Origin of the sequence: Clostridium oryzae (assembly GCF_002029235.1) — a bacterium.
GTDB lineage: Bacteria > Bacillota > Clostridia > Clostridiales > Clostridiaceae > Clostridium_AE > Clostridium_AE oryzae.
This window is the reverse complement of record NZ_MZGV01000010.1, coordinates 85,415-109,457: the sequence shown is the minus strand read 5'-3', so window position 1 is coordinate 109,457 and position 24,043 is coordinate 85,415. Positions and strand designations below refer to the sequence as shown.

The following is a 24,043-nucleotide window of genomic DNA, read 5'->3' as shown; positions in this document are numbered from 1 at the left end:
AAATAATAAGTATATAATAGTAGATAATGTATTTATACATAAACATATTGAATTTGATTAATAAGTTTCGATGTACTTAAGAAACTGCGAAAAGAAAGGTAAGATGTAAATGTTTGATTATTTAATAGTAGGCTGCGGACTTTCAGGAGTTACAGCTGGAAGGATTCTAGCAGAGAATGGAAACAAGGTTTTAATTATAGATAAAAGGAATCATGTAGGTGGAAATGTCTATGATTATTATAATGAAGCAGGAATATTAATACATAAATATGGTCCTCATATATTTCATACAAATAGTAAACAGGTATTTGACTTTTTATCAAGGTTTACTAAGTGGAGGTTGTACCAACATAGAGTGCTGAGCTGCGTTGATGGAAAGCTGGTTCCTATGCCTATTAATCTTGACACGATAAACATGCTGTATGGTACGAATTATTCCTACAATAATATAGGAGAATTTTATGAGAATCTTAAGAACGATTCAATGGACATAAAAAATGCTAAGGATATGGTTGTATCAAAGGTTGGTGAAGAGCTTTATGAGAAGTTCTTTAAAAATTATACTAAAAAGCAGTGGAATATAGATGCAGAAGATCTTGAAAGTGAAGTTACGGCCAGAATTCCTATAAGGTATAACAGGGATGATAGATATTTTGCAGATAAATATCAGGCTATGCCGCTTAACGGCTATACTGAAATGGTGAATAACATGCTTGATTGTGAAGGAATACATGTTATGCTTAATACATCCTATGAGCAGATTAAGGATGAAGTAAAGTACAAAAAACTGATTTTTACAGGCTGTGCTGATGAATTCTTTGGCTATAAATACGGAAGATTACCTTATAGATCTATAAGATTTGAAGAGGAAACTTTACAGTCAGAACAGTATCAACCAGTAGGAACTGTTAACTATCCTAATGATTATGATTTTACCAGAATTACGGAATATAAGTATCTTACAGGACAGAAATGTCCTAATACCACGATAATGAAGGAATATTCTTGTGGTGAAGGAGAACCATATTACCCTATACCTCAAAGTGCAAACAAACAGCTTTACGAGAAATATGCTAAGGAAGCATCAAAGCTTGAAAATGTATATTTTCTTGGAAGGTTAGGACAATACAGATATATGAATATGGATGCAGTTATTTTAAATGCTATTAATTTTATTAATTCAACATTGCTGTAAGGAAGGTTTTTGATGGAAGATTTTAATGTTGTATTTTTAGGAGGATCAATTACTGAAGGAACAGGATGTTCAACTTACGATAAGAGTTATGTGTATAAGGTAGGAGAATATATTAAGAAAATTTATGCGGACAGAAATGTAAATATAATCAATAGTGGAATAAGTGGTACCGGATCCGTATTTGGACTTTTTAGGTTAGATAGAGATGTGATACGGTATAACCCTGATTTGGTGTTTATAGAATATTCAGTAAACGATAGGATATATGAGAAAGATATTGTACTTTCTACTATGGAGGGCATAATGGAGCTTTTTTCCAGACTTAGAAAGGTTCCGGCTGTAATTATACTGATAGCGCCCACTGGAGAAGCAGATGCATGTAGTGAAACACATAAGAGGGCAGCGCGTTATTACGGTATACCATATATTGATATACAAAAATATGTATATGATAATATAAAGCTAGATAAATATACTTGGGGCGATATAGCTATTGATAATCTTCATCCTAACAATCGAGGACATTATATATACTCTAAATGTATAATAGAAGCATTAAAAAATGATAAATCATTACTTAATAAGAAACCTGGCATAAATTCGAAAGACACCAATAGATGCAAGTTTATTCATCCTTCTATGATAAGTTATAGAGAGGCAGTTTTTCATGGCCATTGGAGAGAAGAAAATATAGATATGCCGAAAAAAATTGAATTGGCTGCTGTTTCAGATACCGTTAATGATTGTTTAGAATTCAATTTTAGAGGAACATATATTGGCATAACAACGATTTATTCAAGAAATGCCGGCACATTATACATAGCTGTAGATGATGATGAATATGAAATGGATTTATATAAGGATGAGGATGGATATTTTGATACAGCAATAGATATTATGAATTTAAAAAACACTGACCATAGGCTTATATTAGGAGTTAGTGAAAGAAGAAATCAATTAAGTTCGGGAAATAGGGTAGTAGTTGGCAGTTTCCTTGTAGATGAAGGATAATAGGAGAGAATATAATGATAATTGCAATAAGAGCAGATGGCGGCAAGACCATTGGTATGGGGCATATTATGCGAACATTGACGCTGGCTAAAGAGTTAAGGGTTAAAGGAAATGATGTATTCTATATTTGTAAGGCAGAGGATGAACTTATAAATAAAGCTTCGAAAGAAGAAAGTTTGTTTTATGTTGGCATAGAGAAGATAGAAATGGAAGGTTTTGCTGTAAAATTCATAAGACAAAATCGTATAGAGGATATTTGTGATGTAAATGCAGATCTATTGATAACAGATAGTTATGCAGTGGATACTCAGTATTTTGATCTCACAAAAACTCATTTTAAAATCACAGCTTATATAGATGATGAAAATAAATTAGATTACTTTAACGTAGACTTCATAATAAATCAAAATGCTGGTGCAGAAGCCTTCAACTATAATGTAAATAAAAACACAAAGCTGCTTTTGGGCAGCCCTTTTGTTATGCTTAGAGATGAGTTTAGAAATGCTGATGAGAAGAAAATCAATACTAAGGTTAAAGATATAATGTTTACTATTGGAGGCTCCGACTTTAATCATATAACTGAAGCGTTAATTCCTGCATTTAACCATATGAATTATAATTTTCACATTGTCGTGGGAGCGGCCTTTGAAAATACCGAAACGCTAAAGGATATAGCTGCTAAAAATATTAAATTATATTTTAATGCAAATATGTCAGAAGTGATGAAAAAATGTGATATAGCTATAAGTGCATGTGGAACTACATTATATGAACTTTCATCTTTAGGGGTTCCTGCAATAGGAATAGTTATTGCAGATAATCAGGTTAGATTGGCTGATAAATTAAATGAACTTGGAGTTATAGTTTCTGTTGGAGACTACGATAAATTAAATATAGCTGAGCTAGAGAAAACAATAATGTCTCTTGATAAAGATATTAGCAAAAGAAAAAGAATGAGTAAAAGAGGAAATGAACTTGTAGACGGCAGAGGAGTAGAGAGAATAGCTGCAAGTTTCATGAAAAGTGAAAAGTTCAGTAAGATTTAAGCTTGGATGAAGAGGAGATGGATAAAATGAATGTATTAGTTACCGGTGGAGCAGGTTTTATTGGAAGATGGGTGGTTAATAAATTATTGAAGGATGGTCATAATGTAACTGCTTTTGATAATTTAGCTAATGGTTCAGAAAAAAATATTGAAGAGTTTAGGAATAATGACAGATTTAAATTTATAAAGGGTAATATATGCAGTGAAGAAGATCTAGATGCTCTTTTTACTGAAAATTACGATATAATTTACCATATGGCAGCTTCAATAAATGTACAAGACAGCATAGACGATCCTAAAACTACATTTTTTAATGATACTGTAGGTACGTTTAATATACTTATGAAAGCTAAAAAGCAGATGTTCGGTGAGCATGGCAGAATGGACGGAGATAATTGGATTTTGGATGATAAGGAGAAAACCAGTCCCTGTAAAGTGGTTTTTATGAGCACCTGCATGGTATATGATAAATGCTCTCTTGAAACTGGTATAGATGAGAAGCATCCAACAAAGCCAGTTTCACCTTATGGAGGCAGTAAGATAGCTGCTGAGAATATGGTACTTTCGTTTTATCATGCCTATAAACTGCCAACTACTGTTATCAGACCGTTTAACACTTATGGACCTTTTCAGAAATCAGGTGGTGAAGGTGGAGTTGTAGCTATATTTATTAAAAACTCACTTCATAATAAGGCTATAAATATATATGGTACGGGTGATCAGACTAGGGATCTTTTATATGTAAAGGACTGTGCAGACTTTGTAGTTGGTTCAGGGTACAGCCAAAAAACAAATGGCGAAATTTTAAATGCCGGTACAGGCAGGGATATAACGATAAATGAGCTTGCTAAGCTTATAAGTTCAGGACGAAGCGAGATAAATCATATAAAGCACATTCATCCTCAAAGTGAGATAATGAAGCTGCTTTGTAATTATTCTAAGGCTGAAAAATATCTTGGTTGGAAACCTAAATACACGCTGGAGCAGGGAGTTAAAGAAACGGAGCAGTGGATAAAGCAAACAGAGGAGGCTTAAATTTGAAAAACATAGTTATATGTCTTATTGATAAGATGGATTCTCATATGGAGGAAGTACTAAATAGATTTGATGCAGCTGGATATGAGATGAATGTATTTGATAATATATATGAAAACAAAGTGGAGCCTCACAGTGTAATATATATATTGGATGAATTTATTAATGAGAGCTACAAGGATAATAATGTATTTTTTCTTACAGAGTCGCAGCAGCTTATGGAAATTGTATATAAATTATATAATGAGATATTTGAAGGATTCATTTATGTAGAGGGCTATGATCTAAACTATGTTGCACAGAGCAAAGTTTATGAGGCAGTTTTAAAGGATGAAGAGAATTTTAAACTGCTTAATAAAAGTATATATCTGGTAGGAGAGGACAGCTCTTCTAGGAAAAGCAGATATTTAAATGAAAGGTTTAAATCTATAAGTAATGTTAATGAAGTGATTAGTACAGAAGGTAAAATTCTTTGCGAGAATAAAATTCAAAAGCTTTATTACTATAACGGTGTGTATTATATATTTTCTGCAGGGACTTACGGCGGTGAAGAAATTATAAATCTCTGCGGTGAAAAAATTGAAAAAGAGCTGACCATAGATAGAATTGTGAATCTAAATGGTATTAAATTAGAAAATGAGATTAAAGATGTACTATGGAGGATTAGTAATAATAAAAACATTTTTATTGAAAATGATCAGCGTATACAAGCATTGCTGAAAAATATAAAAGATAACATAATTGGGATGCGTTACTTCACCCAAAAACTATATATAAAGTTATTGGAGCTGCAGGGGGATTTACTAAATGATACTGCTAAAGTACTAGTACTGTCTTTTATAGCTATAATAGAGAAAAATCCAAGATATCATAATAGTATTTTAAGAATGTGTCTTAACAGTTCTAACATGGATTTTACAGAAAAATTCTTTTTAGTGTATCAACTTATAAGAAGAGGTTTTGTTAATGAGGGCGCTGCAGATGAAGAAACTAATAAGCTTATGTGGAAACTTTACAGAAACATAGTTGATTCTGCAGAAAAGCAGCTTTCTACCAAGCTTAAATACATAAAGCGTGAGAATCGAAACGAGGATTTAGTTATATTAATTACAGCACAATTTCTAAGCCTTGGCCATGGCCCTACTAAGACAATACTTGATAGATGTTATACATTAGTGAAAACAATGCATAAGAAAGTCCTAATAATAAATACTAGAGATTTGATGCCGATACTTGGTGCTGTACCATTTTTTAATATAAATTCAGGAAATGTATTTGAAAATTACAATGATATAAATAGTATAAATTACAAAGATATAAGTATTCCATTTTATCAGAGTTCATGTCAGATGCCTAATATTCAGGAAATCAATCAAATACTGAAGGTTATTGCTAGTCATAAACCTTATTTTGTAATCAATATAGGCGGAAATAATATTACTGCTGATTTGTGCAGTAAGATAGTTCCAGTTATGAATGTAAGTACAGTTATGGGAATACCTATGTTTTTAGGACAATTCTTTTCTGTAGGCAAAAAATTAAGTGATGGTGAGAAGAAGTTTGCTGACAGTATGGGCATTGAGAGAGAAAGACTTATTGAAGGAGTATTTACGTTTGATTTTAAGTCTCAGGAACATAAATATGCTAGAAAAGATCTGAAATTACCTGAAGATAAAAAATTATTATTAATTGTCGGGGCTAGACTTGATAATGAGGTTACTCAGGAATTTATCGATATGCTAAAAGAAACGTTTGAGTTTGGTACTTTTATAGTGTTTGCAGGATATTTTGAAAAGTATGCATCAATTGTAAAAGAGGATGAGGTGTTGAGGAATAATTCGATATATCTAGGCTTTCAGGATGACATGCTGGCAGTATCTGAACTTTGTGACATATATGTTAATCCTCCAAGAGCTGGAGGGCAGACTTCTGCAGCTGAAGCCATGTCAAAAGGCGTACCTCCAGTTTCGTTAAACTTTGGGGATGTATCTGTTTGTGTAGAATATAGATTCTGTGTAAATGATTTTGAAGGTATGAAAGAAAGAATAAAAAAATTTATTGAGGATAAACAGTACTATAAAGAGATGTCAGAATTAGCTAAAAAGAGAGCAGAAGTTTTGCTGGACACTGATACGGAATTTGTTCGAATTATTAAGCAAATGGAAAACAGCAGGTATTTTAAATAAGGGGTGATTATTAATGAGCACATTAGCAATAAATGGAGGAAAACCTGTAAGGGATACATATTTAGCTTATGGGAGACAGAGTATAGATGATAATGACATACAGGCAGTAGTGGATGTCCTAAAAGGAGATTTTTTAACTACAGGACCCAAGGTAGCTGAATTTGAAAATAATATAGCGGCTTATGTAGGTGCAAAACATGCAGTAGCTGTTTCTAATGGTACAGCAGCGCTCCATATGGCTTGCTTTGCTGCTGGAATAAAGAATGGTGATGAAGTTATTGTAGCACCGTTGACTTTTGCTGCTTCAGCTAATTGCGTATTATATTGCGGCGGAACACCGGTTTTCGCAGATATCGATGAAAGAACCTATAACCTAGACCCAAATAAAATTGAAGATAAGATAACAGACGGGACTAGAGCTATTATACCAGTAGATTTTACAGGGCAATCTGTGGACATGGATAAGATTAGAGCTATAGCAGATAAGCATAAGCTTACAATCATAGAGGATGGAGCTCATGCACTTGGCAGTGAGTATAAAGAAAAAAAGGTAGGTAATATCGCAGAGCTTACAGAGTTTAGTTTCCATCCAGTAAAGCCCATTACTACGGGAGAAGGCGGCATTGTTATAACAAACGATGATAGACTGTATGAAAGAATGCTTCTATTTAGAACTCATGGTATAACTAGAGACGAAAAGCTTATGACTCATAGTGAAGGACCATGGTATTATGAGCAGCTGGATCTAGGCTATAACTATAGGATAACGGATATACAATGTGCTTTGGGAAGCAGTCAGATGCAAAAGTTAGATAAGTTTATCGCTAGAAGAAGACAAATTGTAAAAGCATACAATGAAGCTTTTAAGGGTATAGACGAGGTAATAACTCCTTTTGAACCCGATTACTCTAATTCAGGCTGGCATATATATGTGATAAGACTTAAACTTGACAAGCTTAAGGTTTCAAGAAAAGAAGTGTTTGAAGCTCTTAGAGCTGAAAATATTGGAGTTAATGTGCATTATCTGCCTGTATATTTACATCCATATTATAAAAAGCTTGGATATCAAGAGGGGTTGTGTCCTAATGCAGAATCAGTATACCAATCTATAATAACATTACCATTGTTTCCAGGCATGGAAAAACAGGATGTCGATGATGTGGTAGCTGCAGTGAAGAAAGTAATTGAGTATTACAAGATATAATTAGAAATTAAGGGAGGAATTCTGCACAGCAGAATTCCTAAAATTTTTTCCATCACTTTTCTCTTTTCTCTCTACTCTTTACTCTTCTTACTATAAAGTATTAAAAAAACATTACGATACTATTAGTAGAAATTAATATGGAGTTGGTTGTATGAGAATTAATATAAATTTGGCGTCACTTAATGTATTTAGAAATCAGACTAACAGTGTGGCTGCTAATAGTAAGGCCATTAGGTATCTAAGCAGCGGACTTAAAATCATAAGTTCAGGGGATGATCCTAACGGACTTAATAAAAGTGAAAAAATGAAAATGCAGATACGTTCATTAGAAATGGCTGGAAGAAATGTTCAGACTGGTGCCAGCATGCTTCAGGCAGCTGATGGAGCTCTTAGCAATGTGAATTCTATGCTTAGCAGAATGAGGGAGCTTGTGGTTGGAGCTGGTTCAGCTAAGAATAGTGATGATCTTGATGCCATAAAAAAGGAGTTACAGCAGACAGCAGATGCCATTGATGGTGTAGTAAAGACAAATGATTTTAATGGAGTTAATGTATTATATAATGAAAAGGTAACTGATAATTCAAAGCCTGAAACTTTAAAGATGCAATCGGGCTCAATGGTAGGAGAAATTAATGTAATACCTCAATATAATCTTTCAAAGACTCAACTTGGAATCGATAATTTAGACATTTCTGACAGTGCTAATATTGGTAAGTCAATAGATAAATTGGACGATGCTATCGATGCAGTAGTATCTGCAAGAAGTAAGTTTGGCGCTATAGAGAAAAAGTTTGAGGACATGGGGGATAGTATGTCTGCAATTAGTAATACTATTGAATCGGCTCAAAGTGATATAACAGATACTGATTATGGCAATAGTATGATGGAATTGTCAAGAACCAATATATTAATTGAAGCTGCAAATGCAATAATGGTTCAGACAAATAATCTTCCTCAGGAATGTCTGAGAATATTGGAGCGAGTAAAATAGTTGTGCTATTTTAACATAAGGTTATAAATAAATTATCATTATTTATAACTTTATGTTATTTTTACGTAGAAATGTTACATTTTTATTGTTAAAGGAAAAAATTGTTGTATAATATATTAAGAGATATTTTGTATAGAAATTAGATTGCTTTGAAGATTTTATGAATGTATATAAGTTGCAATAAAGTTCTTACATCGTGGCTTCTAAAATATCACTGCTGAATCGGTTCGACCGTAGGATCTTTTAGAAGTCAGAATGTATTAGAACTTTCACAACTTATGTAGTTAACACAAAAGAAAAAAATGATAAACAGTATGGATGAAATATGTATATGATTGTAAAATAAATTATAATAAGCTAGCGTTAGTATTGGTTTCACTTTTGGGGACAGTACTTTTTTGATATTGGCGTAGTGCTCATACTGTTGTGATTACAGGTTAATCACTTTTAATTAACAGTCTAGAGTACTATGTCATTTTTTTGTTAAATTGTAATAAACTCTGTAAAATTTCAAATAAAAAATCATTGCAAGAATTAAATAGAATAGAAGCTCAATGCTAGATTATTAAAGATATGGTGTATTAAGCATTAAAACGAAAAAACATGTATAAAGTTAATGATATATGGATAGTAAAGTATGGATGTTTGTAGTTATATAGATAAATATATAGAAAAAAAAGCGAATATGCACTATAATAAATCTATATTGTGTAGAGTGGTGCTGATTAAAATCAAATTTTATAATAGATTGAAATTTAAATAAATTTTTTTGTCAAAAATTTCATATATCTATGTACAAAATGGAAACTTTGGTATAATATATTATTATATTAAAAAAACGACTTAATAATTATTATTTTGTATAGGGAGGTAGGAACATAAGTGAATGTATCGAATTATGATGAAGCAGTGTATAATCTTACAAAAAAAGGCTTAGACGCTTCAGCGATTAGAAGTAAAGTTATTTCTAACAATGTTGCTAATGTAAATACTAAAAATTATAAGAGGTATTATGTATCATTTGAGGATACTTTAAGTGATAATATGAACAAGCTTCAAATGAAAAAGAGTGATCCGCTTCATCTCGGTGGTACAGATGGAGAAGGAAGTATTACAGTAAAACAGGATAAAGATTCAGTCATGAGGCAGGATGGAAATAATGTAGATGTGGAAAATGAAATGACTAATCTTGCTGCTAATACGCTTATGTACAATGCATTAATTACTCAGGCAAATTCTAAATTATCTATGGAAAGATATGTTATAACAAACACTAAATAAATTTAGGAGGTAGTGATTTATGGGCGTTTTCAGTACTATGAGAATAAGCGCTAGTGGTCTTTCGGCTGAGAGACTTAGAATGGATACAATAGCTTCCAATATAGCTAACGTAAATACCACAAGAAGCAGTGATGGGACAGGTCCCTACAGACGAAAGATAGCTTTGTTTCAGGAAAATTTAAACAAAGCTGTTGGAGCTGGCAATACTGATGGAAGTAATCTTTTAGGAGTAAAAGCTGTGGGGATTGAAGATGATCAGTCATCCTTAAGAAAAGAGTATGATCCTACAAATCCTGATGCAGATAAGGATGGATATGTAACATATCCAAATGTTAATGTCTTGAACGAAATGGCAGATATGATTTCGGCTTCAAGATCATACGAAGCAAATGTAACAGCTATGAACTCAGAAAAGACAATGTTTACAAAAGCTTTAGATATAGGAAAGTAGAGGGCTTAATATGCAAATTAGTAATGATTTTGTAAGAGGTACTTTGGCAGCATTAAATGGCAGCACACAAACAAATAGCAGCAATGTGAATAATACTTCTGCAAGTGGAGTAGATAGTTTTGCTAGCTTGCTCACAGATAAACTAGATCAGGTTAATAATAAGCAGTTGAAAGCTGATAGCGACACTGAAAGTTTCATTAAAGGAGATAACATTAACATACATCAAGTCATGCTTTCTACTGAGGAAGCTAAGCTTTCGCTGGAAACAGCTGTTCAGATAAGAAATAAATTAGTGGAGGCATATCAAGAAATTAATAGAATGCAGTTATAGTAAGGAGCATGGTGATGAGTAAGCTATCAGAGATTTTTAAAAATATAATTAATAAGTTTAAGTCTTTGAGTCTATTTAGAAAGATAGCTTTGGGAGTAATAGTTTTAGGCGTAATTATTTTTATCATAAGCTTTATTGCCTACAGGCAATCAAATAAGTATGGACTTTTGTTTTCAGACTTGTCAGTTGAAGATGGACAAACTATACCAGCGCAGCTTAAGACTGACAAAGTTGACTATATAATTAAAGGCAATTCAATATATGTACCAAAAAATAAAGTCGATTCATTAAGATTGCAATATGCATCAAAATTGAGTGATGACAGTAAGGGTTATGAACTTTTAGATAACAGCAATAGTTTTGGAATGACAGATGATGAATTTCAAGTTCAAAAACAAAGAGCTATTCAGGGAGAGATAGAGAAGACTATAAAAAGTTTTCCACAGGTAGAAAATGCGAGAGTATTGATAACTCCTGCGGAGGAATCAGCATTTGTAAAGGAGACTAAACCTGCTAAAGCTTCTGTGTACATACAGCTAAAAACAGGGCAAACGCTTACTAAAGGAAATGTAAAGTCAATTATTGCTTTAGTTTCCGGAAGTGTGGAGAATCTTCCGAAAGAAAATGTTGAAGTTGTAGACAACAATTTAAATTTACTTTCACAAGGTATTGAAAATAGTTCCTCATCTACAGGAACTGGAACAGATAGTTCTTCATCAGTTGAAAAGCAGCAATCCATAGAAAGCAAATTTGAACAAGGCAGAGAAAAAGCTATTATGGATCTTATCGAACCTGTAGTAGGTAAAGATAAAGTACAGGTAAAGGTAAATGCAAATCTGGATTTCGATGCTAAACAGAATACGACTATAACCTATGACCCCAATAAAGTAGAAGCTAGTACACAGACTACTAAAGAAACCAGCAAGGATGGTTCTGCTACAAGCAGCAGTAGTCCTGTTGATAATAATATGACGAATACAACAACTACTACGAATGGTGGAAATGGGGAGAGTTCTTCGGAAAGCCAGACAGTAAATTACAAAAATGGCAAATCACAGACTAAGACTGTTACAGCACCTGGAGAGATTAAGCGTATTACAGCATCTGTTGTTGTAAATGGTACATTACCTCAGAATACACTAAACAGTTTGAATACATTGGTTCAGGGAGCAATAGGCTATGATCCTGCTAGAGGAGATTCAGTAAATGTAGTTTCTATGCCTTTTGATACAACTGCTCAAAAACAAGCTCAGGCACAGCTTAAGGCAATGCAGGCTGAAGAACAGCAGAAACAGAGAACGGCATTATATAGAAACATAGCAATTGCAGCTGTAGCACTTATTGCTGGAATAGTAGCTTTGATAATATTCCTTATAAAGAGAAGAAAAGACAAAGAGGATGAGTACGAAGAAGGAGAAAATATTGACGTTGTTATAGGCGATGAGGTTGAAGCTAAGGAACCTATTGCATATGAACCGTTAGATTTGGAGCCTAAAAATGAAAATGCACATGTAGAGTCTGAAATAAAGAAATATGCTACTGAAAAGCCTGACCAAGTTACTGATATTATTAAGTCCTGGCTGTCAGAAGATGAGAGGTGATGTATATGGCTAGAGAAGCTAATAAATTGACTGGAGTTCAGAAAGCCGCCATATTATTCATAACTTTAGGCCCGGAAGCTTCTGCAGGTATTATCAAGAGACTTCCAGAACAAGAACTTCAGAAAATAACTTATGAAATTGCAAATATTACTGGAGTAAAATCCGAACAGCGTCAGACTATACTTCAAGAATTTATAGAGATAAACAAAGCTAAGGATTATATACTTGAGGGTGGAATTGATTATGCGAGAGACCTTTTAGGTAAAGCGTTAGGTCAGCAGAGAGCAAAGGAAATTCTTGACAGAGTAACTGAAGCAACTCAACAGTATAGGCCATTCGCAATAGCAAGAAAAGCAGATGCTCAGCAGCTTATGAATGTAATATCTAATGAACATCCGCAGACGATAGCATTAATTCTTTGCTACATGCAGTCGGATAAGGCAGGTCAGATTTTATCTGCTTTACCAGAGGATGTACAGACGGATGTAGCTTATAGACTTGCCACAATGAATACTACTTCGCCTATGGTGGTTAAGGAAATTGAAAAAGTTCTGGACAGCAAGCTTTCTTCTGTAGTTAGATCAGAGACTACTATCATTGGTGGAGTTCCAACTCTTGTAGATATATTGAATCAGGTTGATAGAACTACTGAAAAGAATATAACTGAGGGTCTTGAAAGAGAGAATGCAGAACTTGCAGAGAAAGTCAAGGAATCCATGTTTATATTCGAGGATATTGTTACAATTGGCGATATTGCTATACAAAGAGTGCTTAGAGAAGTGGATGCTAAGGAATTGGCTATGGCACTTAAAGGATGTTCAGAGGAAGTTGCAAGTGCTATATTTAGAAATCAGTCCAAGAGAGCTGCTGCTGCTTTGAAGGAAGATATGGAATTCCTTGGGCCAGTTAGACTTATGGATGTTGAAAAAGCACAGCAGAAGATTGTTGGCATCATAAGGAGACTTGATGAAGCTGGAGAAATCGTAATTTCAAGAGGTGGAGAAGATGCAATCGTCGTATAGGATCATTAAGAATGACAGCGCTGTTAGCGGAGAAAGCAAAGTTATTGTAACCGAGTTTAAACCTAAGGCAGTCAAGGAAAAAGTAGAGAAAGATGAAGCAGCTGCAGCAGCAGCGGCTTCAGAAGCTGCTGCAAAAAGAATGATGGAAAGTTATGAAACGATAGCTGAGAACATTTTGAAAAATGCTAGAAGTAAGGCTGACAATGTTCTATCCCAGGCTCTTACAGATGCTCAGGTTATGAAGGAAGATGCCTACAGAGAGGGGTATCAGAGCGGTTATGAAGAAGGAGCAAATAACGGCTACAAAGAGGCTTACGACGCAGAGATAGTTAAGGCAAGAGAAGAAGCAGAGAAAATTATTGAATCGGCTAATAATACACTAAGAGCTGCAAAGCTTGAATATGAGAAATATTTAAGTGAAAAGCAAGAAGCTATAGTAGGAATTGGTATTTCTATAGCCAGACAAATATTAAAGCATGAGATTGATAGATTTGATGGCATAGATCAAGCTGTTATAGACGCTCTTGATAATTCAAAAGGTGCAAAAAACATAATTATTAGATCCAATTCGATTTATATTGATAGCCTAAAAGCAAAGGTTTCTGATTACCAATATAAGCTTGGAGAAGGCTGCACAGTAAATATACTTCCTGATGATAATCTTGAAAAGGGTAAAGCCGTTATTGAAAGAGATAATGGAAAAGCAGAAATAGATGTTGATAAGGCAATAGAAAACATATTGGAAGTTATTAAGTAAAAAGATGGAGTGGTATTAATATGCTGTCAGTAGATTTTGATCTTTTAACAAAGAATATTAAAAATTGCAATACCACATATTTTGAAGGAAAAGTAAAAAAAATAGTAGGCTTGACTATAGAAGTTGAAGGTATTAAGGCTTTTGTTGGTGAGTTATGTACTATTTATAATGAAAATAACACTGCAGTATTGTGTGAAGTTGTTGGTTTTAGAGATGATGTCATATTACTGATGCCGCTAGGTGAGCTTAGTAGTATATCACTTGGCTGTAAGGTTGTACCAGAGGGAAGACTTTTGAGTGTAAAGTGTAGTGATGCTTTGCTAGGAAAGGTACTAGACGGCTTAGGAAACCCAATTGATGGTTCAGATATATCTTCTGGAGGAGGAGTTTTCTATCCATTGGATAATGACCCTCCAGATCCTCTTAAAAGGAGGAGAATAAAAGATATAATGCCTACTGGGATAAGAGCTATAGATGGTTTCCTGACCTGCGGAGAAGGCCAAAGAGTTGGTATTTTTGCAGGAAGTGGAGTTGGTAAAAGTACAACTTTAGGTATGATAGCAAGGTATGCTGAAGCTGATATAAATGTAATATGTCTGGTAGGTGAACGTGGCAGGGAAGTATTAGACTTCATCGAAAAGGATTTGGGTGAAGAAGGTATGAAGAAGTCTGTGGTAGTGTGTGCTACATCAGACAAGCCTGCACTTGTAAGACTTAAGGGAGCATTTACTGCTACAGCGATAGCTGAATACTTTAGAGATAAAGGGAAAAAAGTTATTTTGATGATGGACTCAGTTACTAGATTTGCTATGGCGCAGCGAGAAATTGGACTTGCTACTGGGGAGCCGCCGGCAACCAAAGGGTATACTCCGTCAGTATTTGCAAAGCTTCCAAGATTACTAGAGAGATCTGGAATGTCAGATAAAGGCTCAATTACAGCATTCTATACGGTGCTTGTTGATGGTGATGACTTTAATGAACCTATTGCAGATGCTGTAAGAAGTATTTTGGATGGACATATAGTACTTTCGAGAAGTCTGGCACACAAAAACCATTATCCTTCTATTGATATATTAAATAGTATAAGCAGACTTATGGCAGAAATTGCCGATGATCAGCATAAAGCAGCAGCATCTTATGTAAGGGATTTATTAGCTACTTATAAGGATTCAGAGGATTTAATTAATCTTGGTGCATACGTAAAGGGCAGTAATCCTAAAATTGACAAGGCCATAGAATATCATGAAGCTATATTGTCATTTTTAAAGCAAAGGATGATGGAGCATGAAGAATTTGCATCTAGCACTACAAGACTTAAATCTATATTATCTGTTTAGGAGCTGATAGGTCATGTCTTTTAAATTTTCACTTCAAAAGCTGTTAGATATGAGGATAGAGAATGAAGAAAAAAGCAAATTTGAGTTTATGAAGGCAAAAAGAGAAGAACTAGAAACAAGAAACAAATTAAATCAGCTTAAACAGGATTATAAAAAATATAATAGGTTAGATGGAAGTAGGAATTCTGTTGAACTAAAGATATTAAATAATTATCTTAATGCCTTAAACATAGGTATTGCTAATACTGCTGAACTGCTGAAGAAGAAACTTGAGGTAGTAGACGAGAGACGTCAGGATTTAAAGACTAAACAGATTGAAAGAAAGACTGTTGAAATACTCAAAGAAAAACAGCATGCAGCATATTTGAAAGAAGAAGAGCGAAGAGAACAGATTCAAAATGATGAGTTTGCTCTTTATGCATATATAAGAAAGTCTTGAAAGGAGGTGAGAAAGAATGGAAAGTAATATAAATTTGAAAGTTAATTTAAAGGCTGATAATTCAGATTATGTAACTCCTTCATCAAGCATAAAATCAAAGAGCAGCAGTGATTTTAAAAAGGTTTATAACAATTACAATTCTAGCAAGAAGAATGCTGATAATGATGAAAGAAATGTTACAGATGATAGTAGTGCTTTAGCTAATAAAATGGATGAAGTAAAGAAACTTAACTCTGATGATAATAAGACTGCCGCTAAAACTGATGCAGAAGACAGTAAGCTTAAAGACACTAAAGAAGATACAGTTAAGTTAGACGAAAAATCTGATGATAAAGACAAGACCAAAACAACTAAATCACAGGAACAGATGCTTGCTGAAATTATTTCACTTCTATATGTTCATAATTTAGAAGAAAGTTATTCTGGAGATGCCAGTGATGGTGATATTGATCAAAATACATTAAAATCTGCAATGAATGGTAATGTGGATGCATTAAATGCATTAGCAGCTTCACTTAAGAAAAATAATTCCGCGCTTGAAGATATACTTAAAAAATTATCTCAAGATGATAAGTTGTCAGCTCAGGTTAAGAGTATAATCCAGCAATATTTCAAGAGTAAAGATTCACAAAAAGCAAGTCTTAATCCAGCAGATATACTTGCGGCTGTAGCCGATCAGATAAAATCAGAAGAAGGAACAACAGCAGCTTCTGATTTAAAAGAATTTGCTAATGCTATACTTAGTGCATTTAGCGGTAATTCTACTAAGGTTCAAGTAGCTAAAGGAAATTCAACTTCAAGTCTGGCAGAGATGCTGATGAAATTTAAGCTTGAACAGAGTACAGAGAACGTTGAAGTACAAGCTAATACACCTGCAAATTCAGACGCTTCTGAATCTAATAATTCAGGTTCTAAGAATCATTCTAATGCAGAACTTACAGAGAGCTATTCTAAATCAGATGATGATGTGCTTAGTGATTTTCTTAAGGATAACAGTACTTCAGATAATAAAAGCAGTAAAGTAAGTATGTTTATGAATATGCTAAAGACTGATTCAAAGGAAGCTCAGACAGTAGCAAAAGCTGAACAAGTAGTTACAGTAAATAAGAATACTCTTGTAAATGATGTTGTTAAGTCTCTGAAATATATGGAAACTAATAACCTTAAGGAGCTTACTGTAAAGATAAACCCTAAGGAGTTAGGAGAGCTTACTATATCAGTAACTATGGAAGCTGGTAAGCTAAAGGCTGATATCACTGCGCAAAACAGAGATTCTTATAACCTGCTTATGGCCAACATAGCAGAGATTAAAGAAAATGCAGCTAGTTCAGTTAAATTTCAGGATGTGAATGTGAATATCTATAATGGAGATACAACCTTCTTTAAAGATGATTCTCAGAAACAGAATGAAGAAAAAAGCAGCAATGCAAAATCAAGCAATACATTTAAAAAAATAAATGACGATGAATCAGAGGATACTCTACAGGAAATTAATGATGAAAGCAATATTAATGTATTGGCTTAGTATTTGGAGGTGAAATAAATGACAGATTCGTCAACAGGGGTTTCAAATAGCAGCGGTACTAATACAACCACTGGAACAGGAAATTATACTAAGAGAGGCACCAAAATTGTAGAAAGCGGAAGTACATTAGATAAAAGCTCTTTTTTAAAGATATTATCTGCAGAACTTTCAAACCAAGATCCAACACAGCAGACGGATTCTACGCAGTATGTAGCTCAGCTTGCTCAGTTTTCATCTCTTGAGCAAATGTCTAATTTGAATGCAACTTCTACATTTAATGCAGCAAATAATCTTATAGGTAAAAAGGTTCTTTTAAATGTAAAAGATGCTAATGGCAATCTTTATAGTGGTATTGTCGCTGGTGCTACTCAGAGTAATGGTACAACAAAACTGCAGGTTTATGTAGATGTTAATGGTAAAACTACACCTATGGAGTTTAATTACAGTGATGTTGACACAGTTGCAGATGTGGATGATGGAATGAATTCATTAGAGACAAATGTACTTTTATTTACGGCATCATCACTTATTGGTAAAAATGCTGAATTTACTGTTACAGATTCTAAGGACGCAACAAAGACGACTACATACAATGGTCAAATACTTGGTGTTTATTTATCAGATGGAAGTGTTAAATTTAATGTAAAACTTAAAGATACCGGTGAAACAAAGCAGTTTGATTATTCAAATATATCAAAAGTAGAAAGCGCATAATAGTATCATGGGATATAGGGTTATAAATGGAAATATCTATCCCGTAGGCAATTTTCCTGTTGTAGAGCAGAATAACAGCGTTTCAAAACATAGTTCTGATAATAAAGTTGATTTTAATGACGTATTAAAAGATAAACTTGAAAGCAAAGGTTTTGTTATATCCAAGCATGCTGCGGAACGGCTAAAAGGTTCTGAACTTACAGACACTGATATGAAGAATATAAACAGTGGTATAAATAAAGCACAGGAAAAAGGAGCTAGAAATTGCTTGATACTATACAAAGATGTTGCACTGGTAACTAGTATAGAAAATAGAACTGTTATTACTGCAGTTCAGCGTGAAAGAATGAAAGAAAATGTATTTACTAATTTGGACAGCGTAGTGATGCTTTGAGCCGGACCTATAGAGGAGGCTTGTTCCTATTGAAAGACAGAGATAGGATTGTAGAAAATATATCATAAATTGGAGGTACACTAATGTTAAGATCATTATATTCAAGTCAAGCAGGTTTAGGTGTAAATTCAACTAAGCTTGACGTAATAAGTAATAATATTGTAAATGCCAGCACTACGGCTTTTAAATCCAGCAGAGCTAGATTTGAAGATACGCTTTATCAGAATTCAAGAAGTGCATCTAGCCCAATAGATACTCTTGGTGGTATGAATGCTGCACAGGTTGGTTTAGGAGTTAAAGTAGCCGGTATTGATTTAATGATGAAGCAGGGTTCTATGCAGCCTACTAACAGGAATACAGACTTTGCAATAGATGGTGAAGGATTTTTCATGGTAACAAAAGGATCAAGCATATATACTGATGCTGATGGAAAGTCAGATATGAATGTAAGTAATACAACATTTAATGCTACTTATAGCGGACAAAAGAATAATAACGTCCTTTATACAAGAGATGGTGCTTTTATTATAGATGATTATGGTAATCTAACAACTTCTGATGGTTACAAAGTACTTGGATATGCAGTGACAGGAGTTTGCAGTGATGGTAGCACTGCTACAAAATCAAGCATAGTAAAAGATGATACTAATAAAAAAGGCGGATACAAAGTTAATTTTGTTGATGCTAATAACAAGGATAAACCAGTTCAAGTTGTTGAAAGTACAGACGACACAACATCAAGTTTAGTTACTCTTGTAATACCTAGTGAAATAAACGATAATGGTACAATGCGTAAGGTGGTATCTTTTTCGGTAGATGCAGATGGTACTGTAAAAGCTAATTGCGGTGAGAAGACGGCTGTAATAGGGCAGATAGCTATGGCTAAGTTTTCTAATGCTACAGGTCTTGAGAAGACTGGTTCAAATATGTACAAGCAATCCTCAAACTCTGGTGTTGCAGAGGTTAGAGTAGGACTTAATGCTAAGGTTAAAAGTGGTGGGGATGAAGTAGCGGCTACCTCTAATGCTGCAGCATATGGAGACATACTTCAAAATAACCTTGAAATGTCTAATGTTGATTTAGCAGCTGAATTTTCAGATATGATAGTTGCAACAAGAGCTTTCCAGGCATGTGGTAAGATGATAACTACTGATGATGAAATACTTCAGGAGATTATAAATCTTAAGAGATAGTAAAAAAGAGTAAAGAGTAGAGAGAAAAGAGAAAAGTGAAGGAGAGAATTCAGCTGAGGCTGAATTCTTGATGAATTGATTTTTAGTGATGAGAGTTAGTAAGTAGAAAAGTTAATAGAAGCTACAGTGATAGTTTAGAGGTTTGTAAAATGTTGCTGGAAATTCAGCCTTAGCTGAATTTCGTCCATAACTTTTCTCTCTTCTCTTTTCTCTTTGTAACTTTTAGAAAGGGGATTTCTATGATAAGGTTAACTGGATTTGACGGAAAAGAGTTCATATTAAATGCTGATAATATTGAAAAGATTGAAGAAGTTCCAGAATGCATAATAACATTAACCAACGGCAAGAAATATATGATTTTAGAGAAGACAGAAGAAGTTGTACAGAAGGTTATAGAATATAAGAATAAGATTTATACATTTAAATTTGAAGGAGAAGATACTAAGCCTTCGGAATAATAAATATTTGCTAAAAAGAAGTTGACCATTATTGTAGTACATGTGAAAAGAATAAAAAATTAGAAAATTAAGAAACTAAAATGATAATTTTGGCTTCGGAAAAGGAGAAGTAATATGAGTGAAGCAGTTAAAGGAAAACCAAAAGCAGGGAATTTATTTAAAATTATAATTATAGTATTATTGGCCTTACTTCTTATTGGAGCGGCTGCTTTTGCAGGTGTCATATTAGGAAGCAAGGGAAACTTTAAAGTTGGAAAAACTGTAGCTACATCAACTCAGCCTTTGGAACAAGCATACTTTCAAACTGGTGAAGAGTTTACAGTAAATTTGGCAGATACAGATACAAAGCATTACGTTAAAACAGCTATATATTTAGCATATGATAAAAAGAATAAAGCGCTGGGAAAAGAGCTTACTGAAAATGTTGAGGCTATAAGAGATGCTGTAATAAGTGTTTTAAGATCCAAGAAATCAACTGAACTTACACCAAAAGGCGGAGAAGATTTAAAGAAAGAGCTTATGGATAGAATCGATACGGTATTAACAAAAGGAAGAATTTCCAATGTATACTATGATAGTTTTATCGTTCAATAAGAAAGGACAAACATGGAATCATTAAAGATGGTACTTCAAATATGTCTGTTTTTACCGTTTATATTGCTGCTGGTCTATGTTACATTGAGACTTGGAGGAAGTACATTCAAGAAGGTTCAAGATGGCAGGTTTATAAAACTTCATGAAAAAGTGATGCTGAGCAAAGAAAATAGTTTATTTGTAGCACAGATAGGTGAGAGAGGTTATATTATTTCTTCTACTAATGGAAGGATAGAAATACTGAAGGAGCTCACAGAAGAAGAATTATGCAAAGCTATTGAGAAACAACAGATTCCTCAGTATAAAAACTTGCAGGAGTTTGTTAAAAATTTTAAATTGCGAAGGAAAGATTTTTAATGAAAAGACTAAAAAATGTTGCAGTGGTATTAAGCGCATTAGTGATTTTATTTTTAATATTTAATAATCAAGTATATGCAGCTCCAAAATCGATTCAGATACCTGATGTAAATGTGTCTGTAAAAGGTGGAGGCAGTGCTCAGGACTATGTTAACAACATAAAACTGCTGGCACTATTTACAGTTTTGTCATTACTCCCTTCAATACTTATAATGATGACAAGTTTTACAAGGATTATAGTAGTATTTTCGTTTCTTAAGAATGCTATGGGAGCTCAGCAATCTATTCCTAATCAGGTTCTAATAGGCTTGGCAATATTCCTTACGGTATTTATAATGATGCCTACTTACAATACTGTAAACAAAACAGCGATCAAACCTTATCTTGAACACAAGATAACTCAGAAACAGGCTATTGAGATAGGCCAAGAACCAATAAGGGAATTTATGTTAAGGCAGACGCGTCAAAAAGATTTGAAGTTATTTATGGATCTTTCAAATGCTGGATCTAAGGTAACAAGCAAAAATGTGCCTTTATATATAGTAATACCAGCCTTTTCTATAAGTGAATTAAAAAGAGGTTTTGAAATAGGATTTTTAATATATATTCCATTTTTGATAATAGACCTAGTAGTTGGTAGTGTGCTTATGTCAATGGGAATGATGATGCTTCCACCAACGATGGTTTCACTTCCATTTAAGCTGTTGCTTTTCATAATGGTTGATGGTTGGAATCTCTTAGTACAAAGTCTTATCAAGAGCTTTACGTAAGGAGAAGATGCTATATGAGTGAAAATTTATTGATTGGGATCTTAAAAGATTCTATTAATGCAGCAGTTATGATTTCAGCGCCGTTTTTATTAACTGGTATTGTGGTTGGTTTAGCAATAAGTATATTTCAGGCTACTACTCAGATTCAAGAGCAGACATTAACATTCGTACCTAAACTAGTAGCAATGGCACTTGTAGCGCTTTTTGCCGGAAGCTGGATGCTTCATCAGCTAGTTGATTTTACTAAGAATATATTCAATATGATTTCAAAAATTTCCTAGGAAATTGGGAGTTGGTGACTTGATAGATACAGTGTATTTTACAGCATTAATTTTAATATTTATAAGGCTTGTGACTTTTGTAGCACTTGTACCAATATTTTTTCCAAAAGGAACTCCTAATATAATGAAAGCATTTATTGCTGGAGTGCTGGCAATAATAATAGCGCCAACTGTTGATGCAACAAGCATTAAATCAATAAATGATAATTATACATTAGCTTTGTACGTTGTTAATGAATTTGCCATTGGTATAGTATTAGGATCTATTGTAAGTATGGTTCTTTCAATGCTTAAACTTGCAGGACAGCTTCTAGATCTTCAGATGGGTTTAGCGATGATGAGTTTGTTTGATCCTAATTCAAATACAAATTCTACACTTATGGAGACTTTTTTCTATTGGATAGCTCTGATGGTTTTTATATTATCTGATGGTCATCTTGTACTGCTTAAAGCAATAATACAGAGCTTTCAGATTGTAAATTTAGGCCATGGAATTTTATATAGCGGTACTATGATGGTGGCGATAACTTCATTAATAAAAGTGTTTGTTATAGCTTTTAGAATTGCTATTCCGCTTATACTGGTGCTCATGATAACTGATATAACGCTGGGTCTTGTATCGAGAACTGTGCCGCAGTTAAATGTTATGCTGCTGGGCATACCTGTAAAAATTGCTGTAGGTCTCACAATAGTGGCTTTTGCAATGCCAGAAATAGTTAAAAGCATGGTTATTGTGTTTCAGAATATACCAGACATATTTAATTCGGTTTATAAAGCCATTCCTATGGTTCTTATCTTTGCCGCGGGAGATGACAAAACAGAGGAAGCTACACCGAAGAAAAAGGGTGATGCCAGAAAAAAAGGACAAGTTGCTAGGAGCAGAGATGTAGGTCTCGCACTTACGCTTTTAGCTGCTACTGTGGTAATATCTGCTGCGGGAGGCTCTGTAGGAAGAGAATTAGAAAAAACTTTAGTTTATTTTCTTTCTGATAATATTAGAGACATCAGTGCACTTACTGCGGGCAAAGTAGGCTATATGGCGATTGTAATAATAGCAAAAATATTTTTTCCAGTAATATTGCCTATTATGCTTATGGGTATAGCAGCAAGTTATTTTCAAACGGGTTTTCTATTTACCTTGGATACTATAAAACCTAAGTTTTCAGGTATGGATCCGTTGGCAGGCTTTAAGAGGATGTTTTCTTCAAGAACATTCGTTAATTTAATAAAGGATATAATAGTCGTAACAATTGTTGGCTTCATAGGATATAGGTTTCTTATGAGTAATTATTCAGAAATTTTAAAATTAGGATTTGTTGCTGTTGATAGAGTACCAAAGCAATTTGGAAATTATGTGCTAGATATCATGAGACAGATTGCATTAGTTATGATAATAATAGCTGGGGCAGATTACTTTTATCAAAAATATAAGTATAAAAAAGATATGAAGATGTCTAAGCAGGAGGTAAAAGAGGAATTTAAACAGCAAGAAGGAGATCCTAAAATAAAAGGTAAGATTAGACAGAAACAAAGAGAGATGGCTACGAGAAGAATGATGGCTAAGATACCTGATGCAACTGTGGTAATAACAAACCCAACTCATGTAGCAGTAGCACTGAAATATGAGGAAGGCGGCAGCGAAGCACCTGTGGTAATAGCCAAAGGCTTGGATTTGGTAGCCTATAATATAAAAAAGATAGCGAAGGAAAATGATATTCCTATAATTGAAAACAAACCTTTAGCCAGACTTATGTATGAAGAGGTTGATCTCGATAGGGAAATACCTGTTTCAATGTATCAAGCCGTGGCAGAAATTTTAGCAGTTATATACGCGATGAAAAAGAAAAAATAGTTTGGAAATTGTATTTCTA

Annotated in this window: 25 protein-coding genes; all 25 read left to right on the top strand. The window is 33.8% G+C overall.

All coding sequences use genetic code 11. The annotated features are described in order from the left end of the window. Positions 1 to 109 precede the first annotated feature (109 nt). The 25 genes from glf to CLORY_RS06800 all read left to right on the top strand — a co-directional run bounded on the left by glf (position 110) and on the right by CLORY_RS06800 (position 24,024). Positions 110 to 1,195, top strand: a complete 1,086-nt coding sequence (glf, locus tag CLORY_RS06920; RefSeq protein WP_079422785.1) for a UDP-galactopyranose mutase — start codon at positions 110 to 112, stop codon at positions 1,193 to 1,195. Between the two features lie 12 nt (positions 1,196 to 1,207). Next, a complete protein-coding gene (locus CLORY_RS06915) occupies positions 1,208 to 2,206 on the top strand; it encodes an SGNH/GDSL hydrolase family protein (protein ID WP_079422784.1) in 999 nt (332 codons plus the stop codon). Between the two features lie 14 nt (positions 2,207 to 2,220). Further along, positions 2,221 to 3,252: a UDP-2,4-diacetamido-2,4,6-trideoxy-beta-L-altropyranose hydrolase gene (gene pseG, locus CLORY_RS06910; RefSeq protein ID WP_079422783.1), complete on the top strand. Its 1,032-nt coding sequence runs from the start codon at positions 2,221 to 2,223 to the stop codon at positions 3,250 to 3,252. Positions 3,253 to 3,278: 26 nt separating this feature from the next. Further along, positions 3,279 to 4,286, top strand: coding sequence for a dTDP-glucose 4,6-dehydratase (locus tag CLORY_RS06905; RefSeq protein ID WP_079422782.1), 1,008 nt, complete (start codon positions 3,279 to 3,281; stop codon positions 4,284 to 4,286). Between the two features lie 2 nt (positions 4,287 to 4,288). Then, complete coding sequence (locus tag CLORY_RS06900; protein ID WP_079422781.1) at positions 4,289 to 6,472, top strand: glycosyltransferase; 2,184 nt, start codon at positions 4,289 to 4,291, stop codon at positions 6,470 to 6,472. Between the two features lie 13 nt (positions 6,473 to 6,485). After that, positions 6,486 to 7,676, top strand: coding sequence for a UDP-4-amino-4,6-dideoxy-N-acetyl-beta-L-altrosamine transaminase (pseC, locus tag CLORY_RS06895; RefSeq protein ID WP_079422780.1), 1,191 nt, complete (start codon positions 6,486 to 6,488; stop codon positions 7,674 to 7,676). 151 nt (positions 7,677 to 7,827) lie between these two features. Beyond that, entirely contained in the window at positions 7,828 to 8,667 is an 840-nt protein-coding gene (locus CLORY_RS06890) for a flagellin N-terminal helical domain-containing protein (protein ID WP_079422779.1), read from the top strand. Positions 8,668 to 9,549: 882 nt separating this feature from the next. Next, positions 9,550 to 9,948: a flagellar basal body rod protein FlgB gene (flgB, locus tag CLORY_RS06885; RefSeq protein ID WP_079422778.1), complete on the top strand. Its 399-nt coding sequence runs from the start codon at positions 9,550 to 9,552 to the stop codon at positions 9,946 to 9,948. A 19-nt stretch (positions 9,949 to 9,967) separates the two neighbouring features. Beyond that, positions 9,968 to 10,399, top strand: coding sequence for a flagellar basal body rod protein FlgC (gene flgC / locus CLORY_RS06880; protein ID WP_079422777.1), 432 nt, complete (start codon positions 9,968 to 9,970; stop codon positions 10,397 to 10,399). Positions 10,400 to 10,409: 10 nt separating this feature from the next. Next, positions 10,410 to 10,730 (top strand): flagellar hook-basal body complex protein FliE, encoded by a 321-nt coding sequence (gene fliE, locus CLORY_RS06875; RefSeq protein ID WP_079422776.1) that lies wholly within the window; start codon positions 10,410 to 10,412, stop codon positions 10,728 to 10,730. A gap of 14 nt (positions 10,731 to 10,744) precedes the next feature. Continuing rightward, the gene (gene fliF, locus CLORY_RS06870) at positions 10,745 to 12,331 is read left to right on the top strand and encodes a flagellar basal-body MS-ring/collar protein FliF (protein WP_079422775.1); all 1,587 of its coding nucleotides are present in this window, start codon (positions 10,745 to 10,747) and stop codon (positions 12,329 to 12,331) included. A gap of 5 nt (positions 12,332 to 12,336) precedes the next feature. After that, positions 12,337 to 13,353, top strand: a complete 1,017-nt coding sequence (gene fliG, locus CLORY_RS06865) for a flagellar motor switch protein FliG (protein ID WP_079422774.1) — start codon at positions 12,337 to 12,339, stop codon at positions 13,351 to 13,353. Then, positions 13,337 to 14,110, top strand: a complete 774-nt coding sequence (locus CLORY_RS06860) for a FliH/SctL family protein (RefSeq protein WP_079422773.1) — start codon at positions 13,337 to 13,339, stop codon at positions 14,108 to 14,110. The genes fliG and CLORY_RS06860 overlap by 17 nt, the downstream gene beginning before the upstream one ends. A 20-nt stretch (positions 14,111 to 14,130) precedes the next feature. Further along, entirely contained in the window at positions 14,131 to 15,447 is a 1,317-nt protein-coding gene (gene fliI, locus CLORY_RS06855; RefSeq protein WP_079422772.1) for a flagellar protein export ATPase FliI, read from the top strand. 13 nt (positions 15,448 to 15,460) lie between these two features. Next, entirely contained in the window at positions 15,461 to 15,886 is a 426-nt protein-coding gene (fliJ, locus tag CLORY_RS06850; protein ID WP_079422771.1) for a flagellar export protein FliJ, read from the top strand. Positions 15,887 to 15,902: 16 nt separating this feature from the next. Continuing rightward, positions 15,903 to 17,411: a flagellar hook-length control protein FliK gene (locus CLORY_RS06845; protein ID WP_079422770.1), complete on the top strand. Its 1,509-nt coding sequence runs from the start codon at positions 15,903 to 15,905 to the stop codon at positions 17,409 to 17,411. Between the two features lie 18 nt (positions 17,412 to 17,429). Beyond that, positions 17,430 to 18,125: a flagellar hook capping FlgD N-terminal domain-containing protein gene (locus tag CLORY_RS06840; protein ID WP_079422769.1), complete on the top strand. Its 696-nt coding sequence runs from the start codon at positions 17,430 to 17,432 to the stop codon at positions 18,123 to 18,125. A gap of 7 nt (positions 18,126 to 18,132) precedes the next feature. Further along, a complete protein-coding gene (locus tag CLORY_RS06835) occupies positions 18,133 to 18,519 on the top strand; it encodes a TIGR02530 family flagellar biosynthesis protein (protein ID WP_079422768.1) in 387 nt (128 codons plus the stop codon). Between the two features lie 83 nt (positions 18,520 to 18,602). Further along, positions 18,603 to 19,712 (top strand): flagellar hook-basal body protein, encoded by a 1,110-nt coding sequence (locus CLORY_RS06830; protein WP_079422767.1) that lies wholly within the window; start codon positions 18,603 to 18,605, stop codon positions 19,710 to 19,712. A gap of 239 nt (positions 19,713 to 19,951) precedes the next feature. Then, positions 19,952 to 20,170, top strand: a complete 219-nt coding sequence (locus CLORY_RS06825) for a flagellar FlbD family protein (protein ID WP_079422766.1) — start codon at positions 19,952 to 19,954, stop codon at positions 20,168 to 20,170. A gap of 114 nt (positions 20,171 to 20,284) precedes the next feature. Then, positions 20,285 to 20,764 (top strand): flagellar basal body-associated FliL family protein, encoded by a 480-nt coding sequence (locus CLORY_RS06820; protein ID WP_079422765.1) that lies wholly within the window; start codon positions 20,285 to 20,287, stop codon positions 20,762 to 20,764. A 12-nt stretch (positions 20,765 to 20,776) separates the two neighbouring features. Further along, complete coding sequence (locus CLORY_RS06815; protein WP_079422764.1) at positions 20,777 to 21,121, top strand: flagellar biosynthetic protein FliO; 345 nt, start codon at positions 20,777 to 20,779, stop codon at positions 21,119 to 21,121. Then, complete coding sequence (gene fliP, locus CLORY_RS06810) at positions 21,121 to 21,891, top strand: flagellar type III secretion system pore protein FliP (protein WP_079422763.1); 771 nt, start codon at positions 21,121 to 21,123, stop codon at positions 21,889 to 21,891. Before CLORY_RS06815 ends, fliP begins: the two co-directional genes overlap by 1 nt. A gap of 14 nt (positions 21,892 to 21,905) precedes the next feature. Beyond that, entirely contained in the window at positions 21,906 to 22,172 is a 267-nt protein-coding gene (gene fliQ / locus CLORY_RS06805; protein ID WP_079422762.1) for a flagellar biosynthesis protein FliQ, read from the top strand. A 19-nt stretch (positions 22,173 to 22,191) separates the two neighbouring features. Then, a complete protein-coding gene (locus CLORY_RS06800) occupies positions 22,192 to 24,024 on the top strand; it encodes a fused FliR family export protein/FlhB family type III secretion system protein (RefSeq protein ID WP_079422761.1) in 1,833 nt (610 codons plus the stop codon). The last annotated feature ends 19 nt before the right edge of the window (positions 24,025 to 24,043 follow it).

Coding starts and splice junctions, on each gene's coding strand:
- CLORY_RS06820 (WP_079422765.1), top strand. CDS start 20,285: ATGAGTGAAGCAGTTAAAGGAAAACCAAAAGCAGGGAATTTATTTAAA.
- CLORY_RS06815 (WP_079422764.1), top strand. CDS start 20,777: ATGGAATCATTAAAGATGGTACTTCAAATATGTCTGTTTTTACCGTTT.
- fliG (WP_079422774.1), top strand. CDS start 12,337: ATGGCTAGAGAAGCTAATAAATTGACTGGAGTTCAGAAAGCCGCCATA.
- fliP (WP_079422763.1), top strand. CDS start 21,121: ATGAAAAGACTAAAAAATGTTGCAGTGGTATTAAGCGCATTAGTGATT.
- CLORY_RS06835 (WP_079422768.1), top strand. CDS start 18,133: ATGGGATATAGGGTTATAAATGGAAATATCTATCCCGTAGGCAATTTT.
- CLORY_RS06915 (WP_079422784.1), top strand. CDS start 1,208: ATGGAAGATTTTAATGTTGTATTTTTAGGAGGATCAATTACTGAAGGA.
- CLORY_RS06860 (WP_079422773.1), top strand. CDS start 13,337: ATGCAATCGTCGTATAGGATCATTAAGAATGACAGCGCTGTTAGCGGA.
- CLORY_RS06840 (WP_079422769.1), top strand. CDS start 17,430: ATGACAGATTCGTCAACAGGGGTTTCAAATAGCAGCGGTACTAATACA.
- fliF (WP_079422775.1), top strand. CDS start 10,745: ATGAGTAAGCTATCAGAGATTTTTAAAAATATAATTAATAAGTTTAAG.
- fliI (WP_079422772.1), top strand. CDS start 14,131: ATGCTGTCAGTAGATTTTGATCTTTTAACAAAGAATATTAAAAATTGC.
- CLORY_RS06890 (WP_079422779.1), top strand. CDS start 7,828: ATGAGAATTAATATAAATTTGGCGTCACTTAATGTATTTAGAAATCAG.
- flgC (WP_079422777.1), top strand. CDS start 9,968: ATGGGCGTTTTCAGTACTATGAGAATAAGCGCTAGTGGTCTTTCGGCT.
- pseG (WP_079422783.1), top strand. CDS start 2,221: ATGATAATTGCAATAAGAGCAGATGGCGGCAAGACCATTGGTATGGGG.
- CLORY_RS06830 (WP_079422767.1), top strand. CDS start 18,603: ATGTTAAGATCATTATATTCAAGTCAAGCAGGTTTAGGTGTAAATTCA.
- pseC (WP_079422780.1), top strand. CDS start 6,486: ATGAGCACATTAGCAATAAATGGAGGAAAACCTGTAAGGGATACATAT.
- CLORY_RS06825 (WP_079422766.1), top strand. CDS start 19,952: ATGATAAGGTTAACTGGATTTGACGGAAAAGAGTTCATATTAAATGCT.
- CLORY_RS06845 (WP_079422770.1), top strand. CDS start 15,903: ATGGAAAGTAATATAAATTTGAAAGTTAATTTAAAGGCTGATAATTCA.
- fliE (WP_079422776.1), top strand. CDS start 10,410: ATGCAAATTAGTAATGATTTTGTAAGAGGTACTTTGGCAGCATTAAAT.
- fliJ (WP_079422771.1), top strand. CDS start 15,461: ATGTCTTTTAAATTTTCACTTCAAAAGCTGTTAGATATGAGGATAGAG.
- glf (WP_079422785.1), top strand. CDS start 110: ATGTTTGATTATTTAATAGTAGGCTGCGGACTTTCAGGAGTTACAGCT.
- CLORY_RS06905 (WP_079422782.1), top strand. CDS start 3,279: ATGAATGTATTAGTTACCGGTGGAGCAGGTTTTATTGGAAGATGGGTG.
- fliQ (WP_079422762.1), top strand. CDS start 21,906: ATGAGTGAAAATTTATTGATTGGGATCTTAAAAGATTCTATTAATGCA.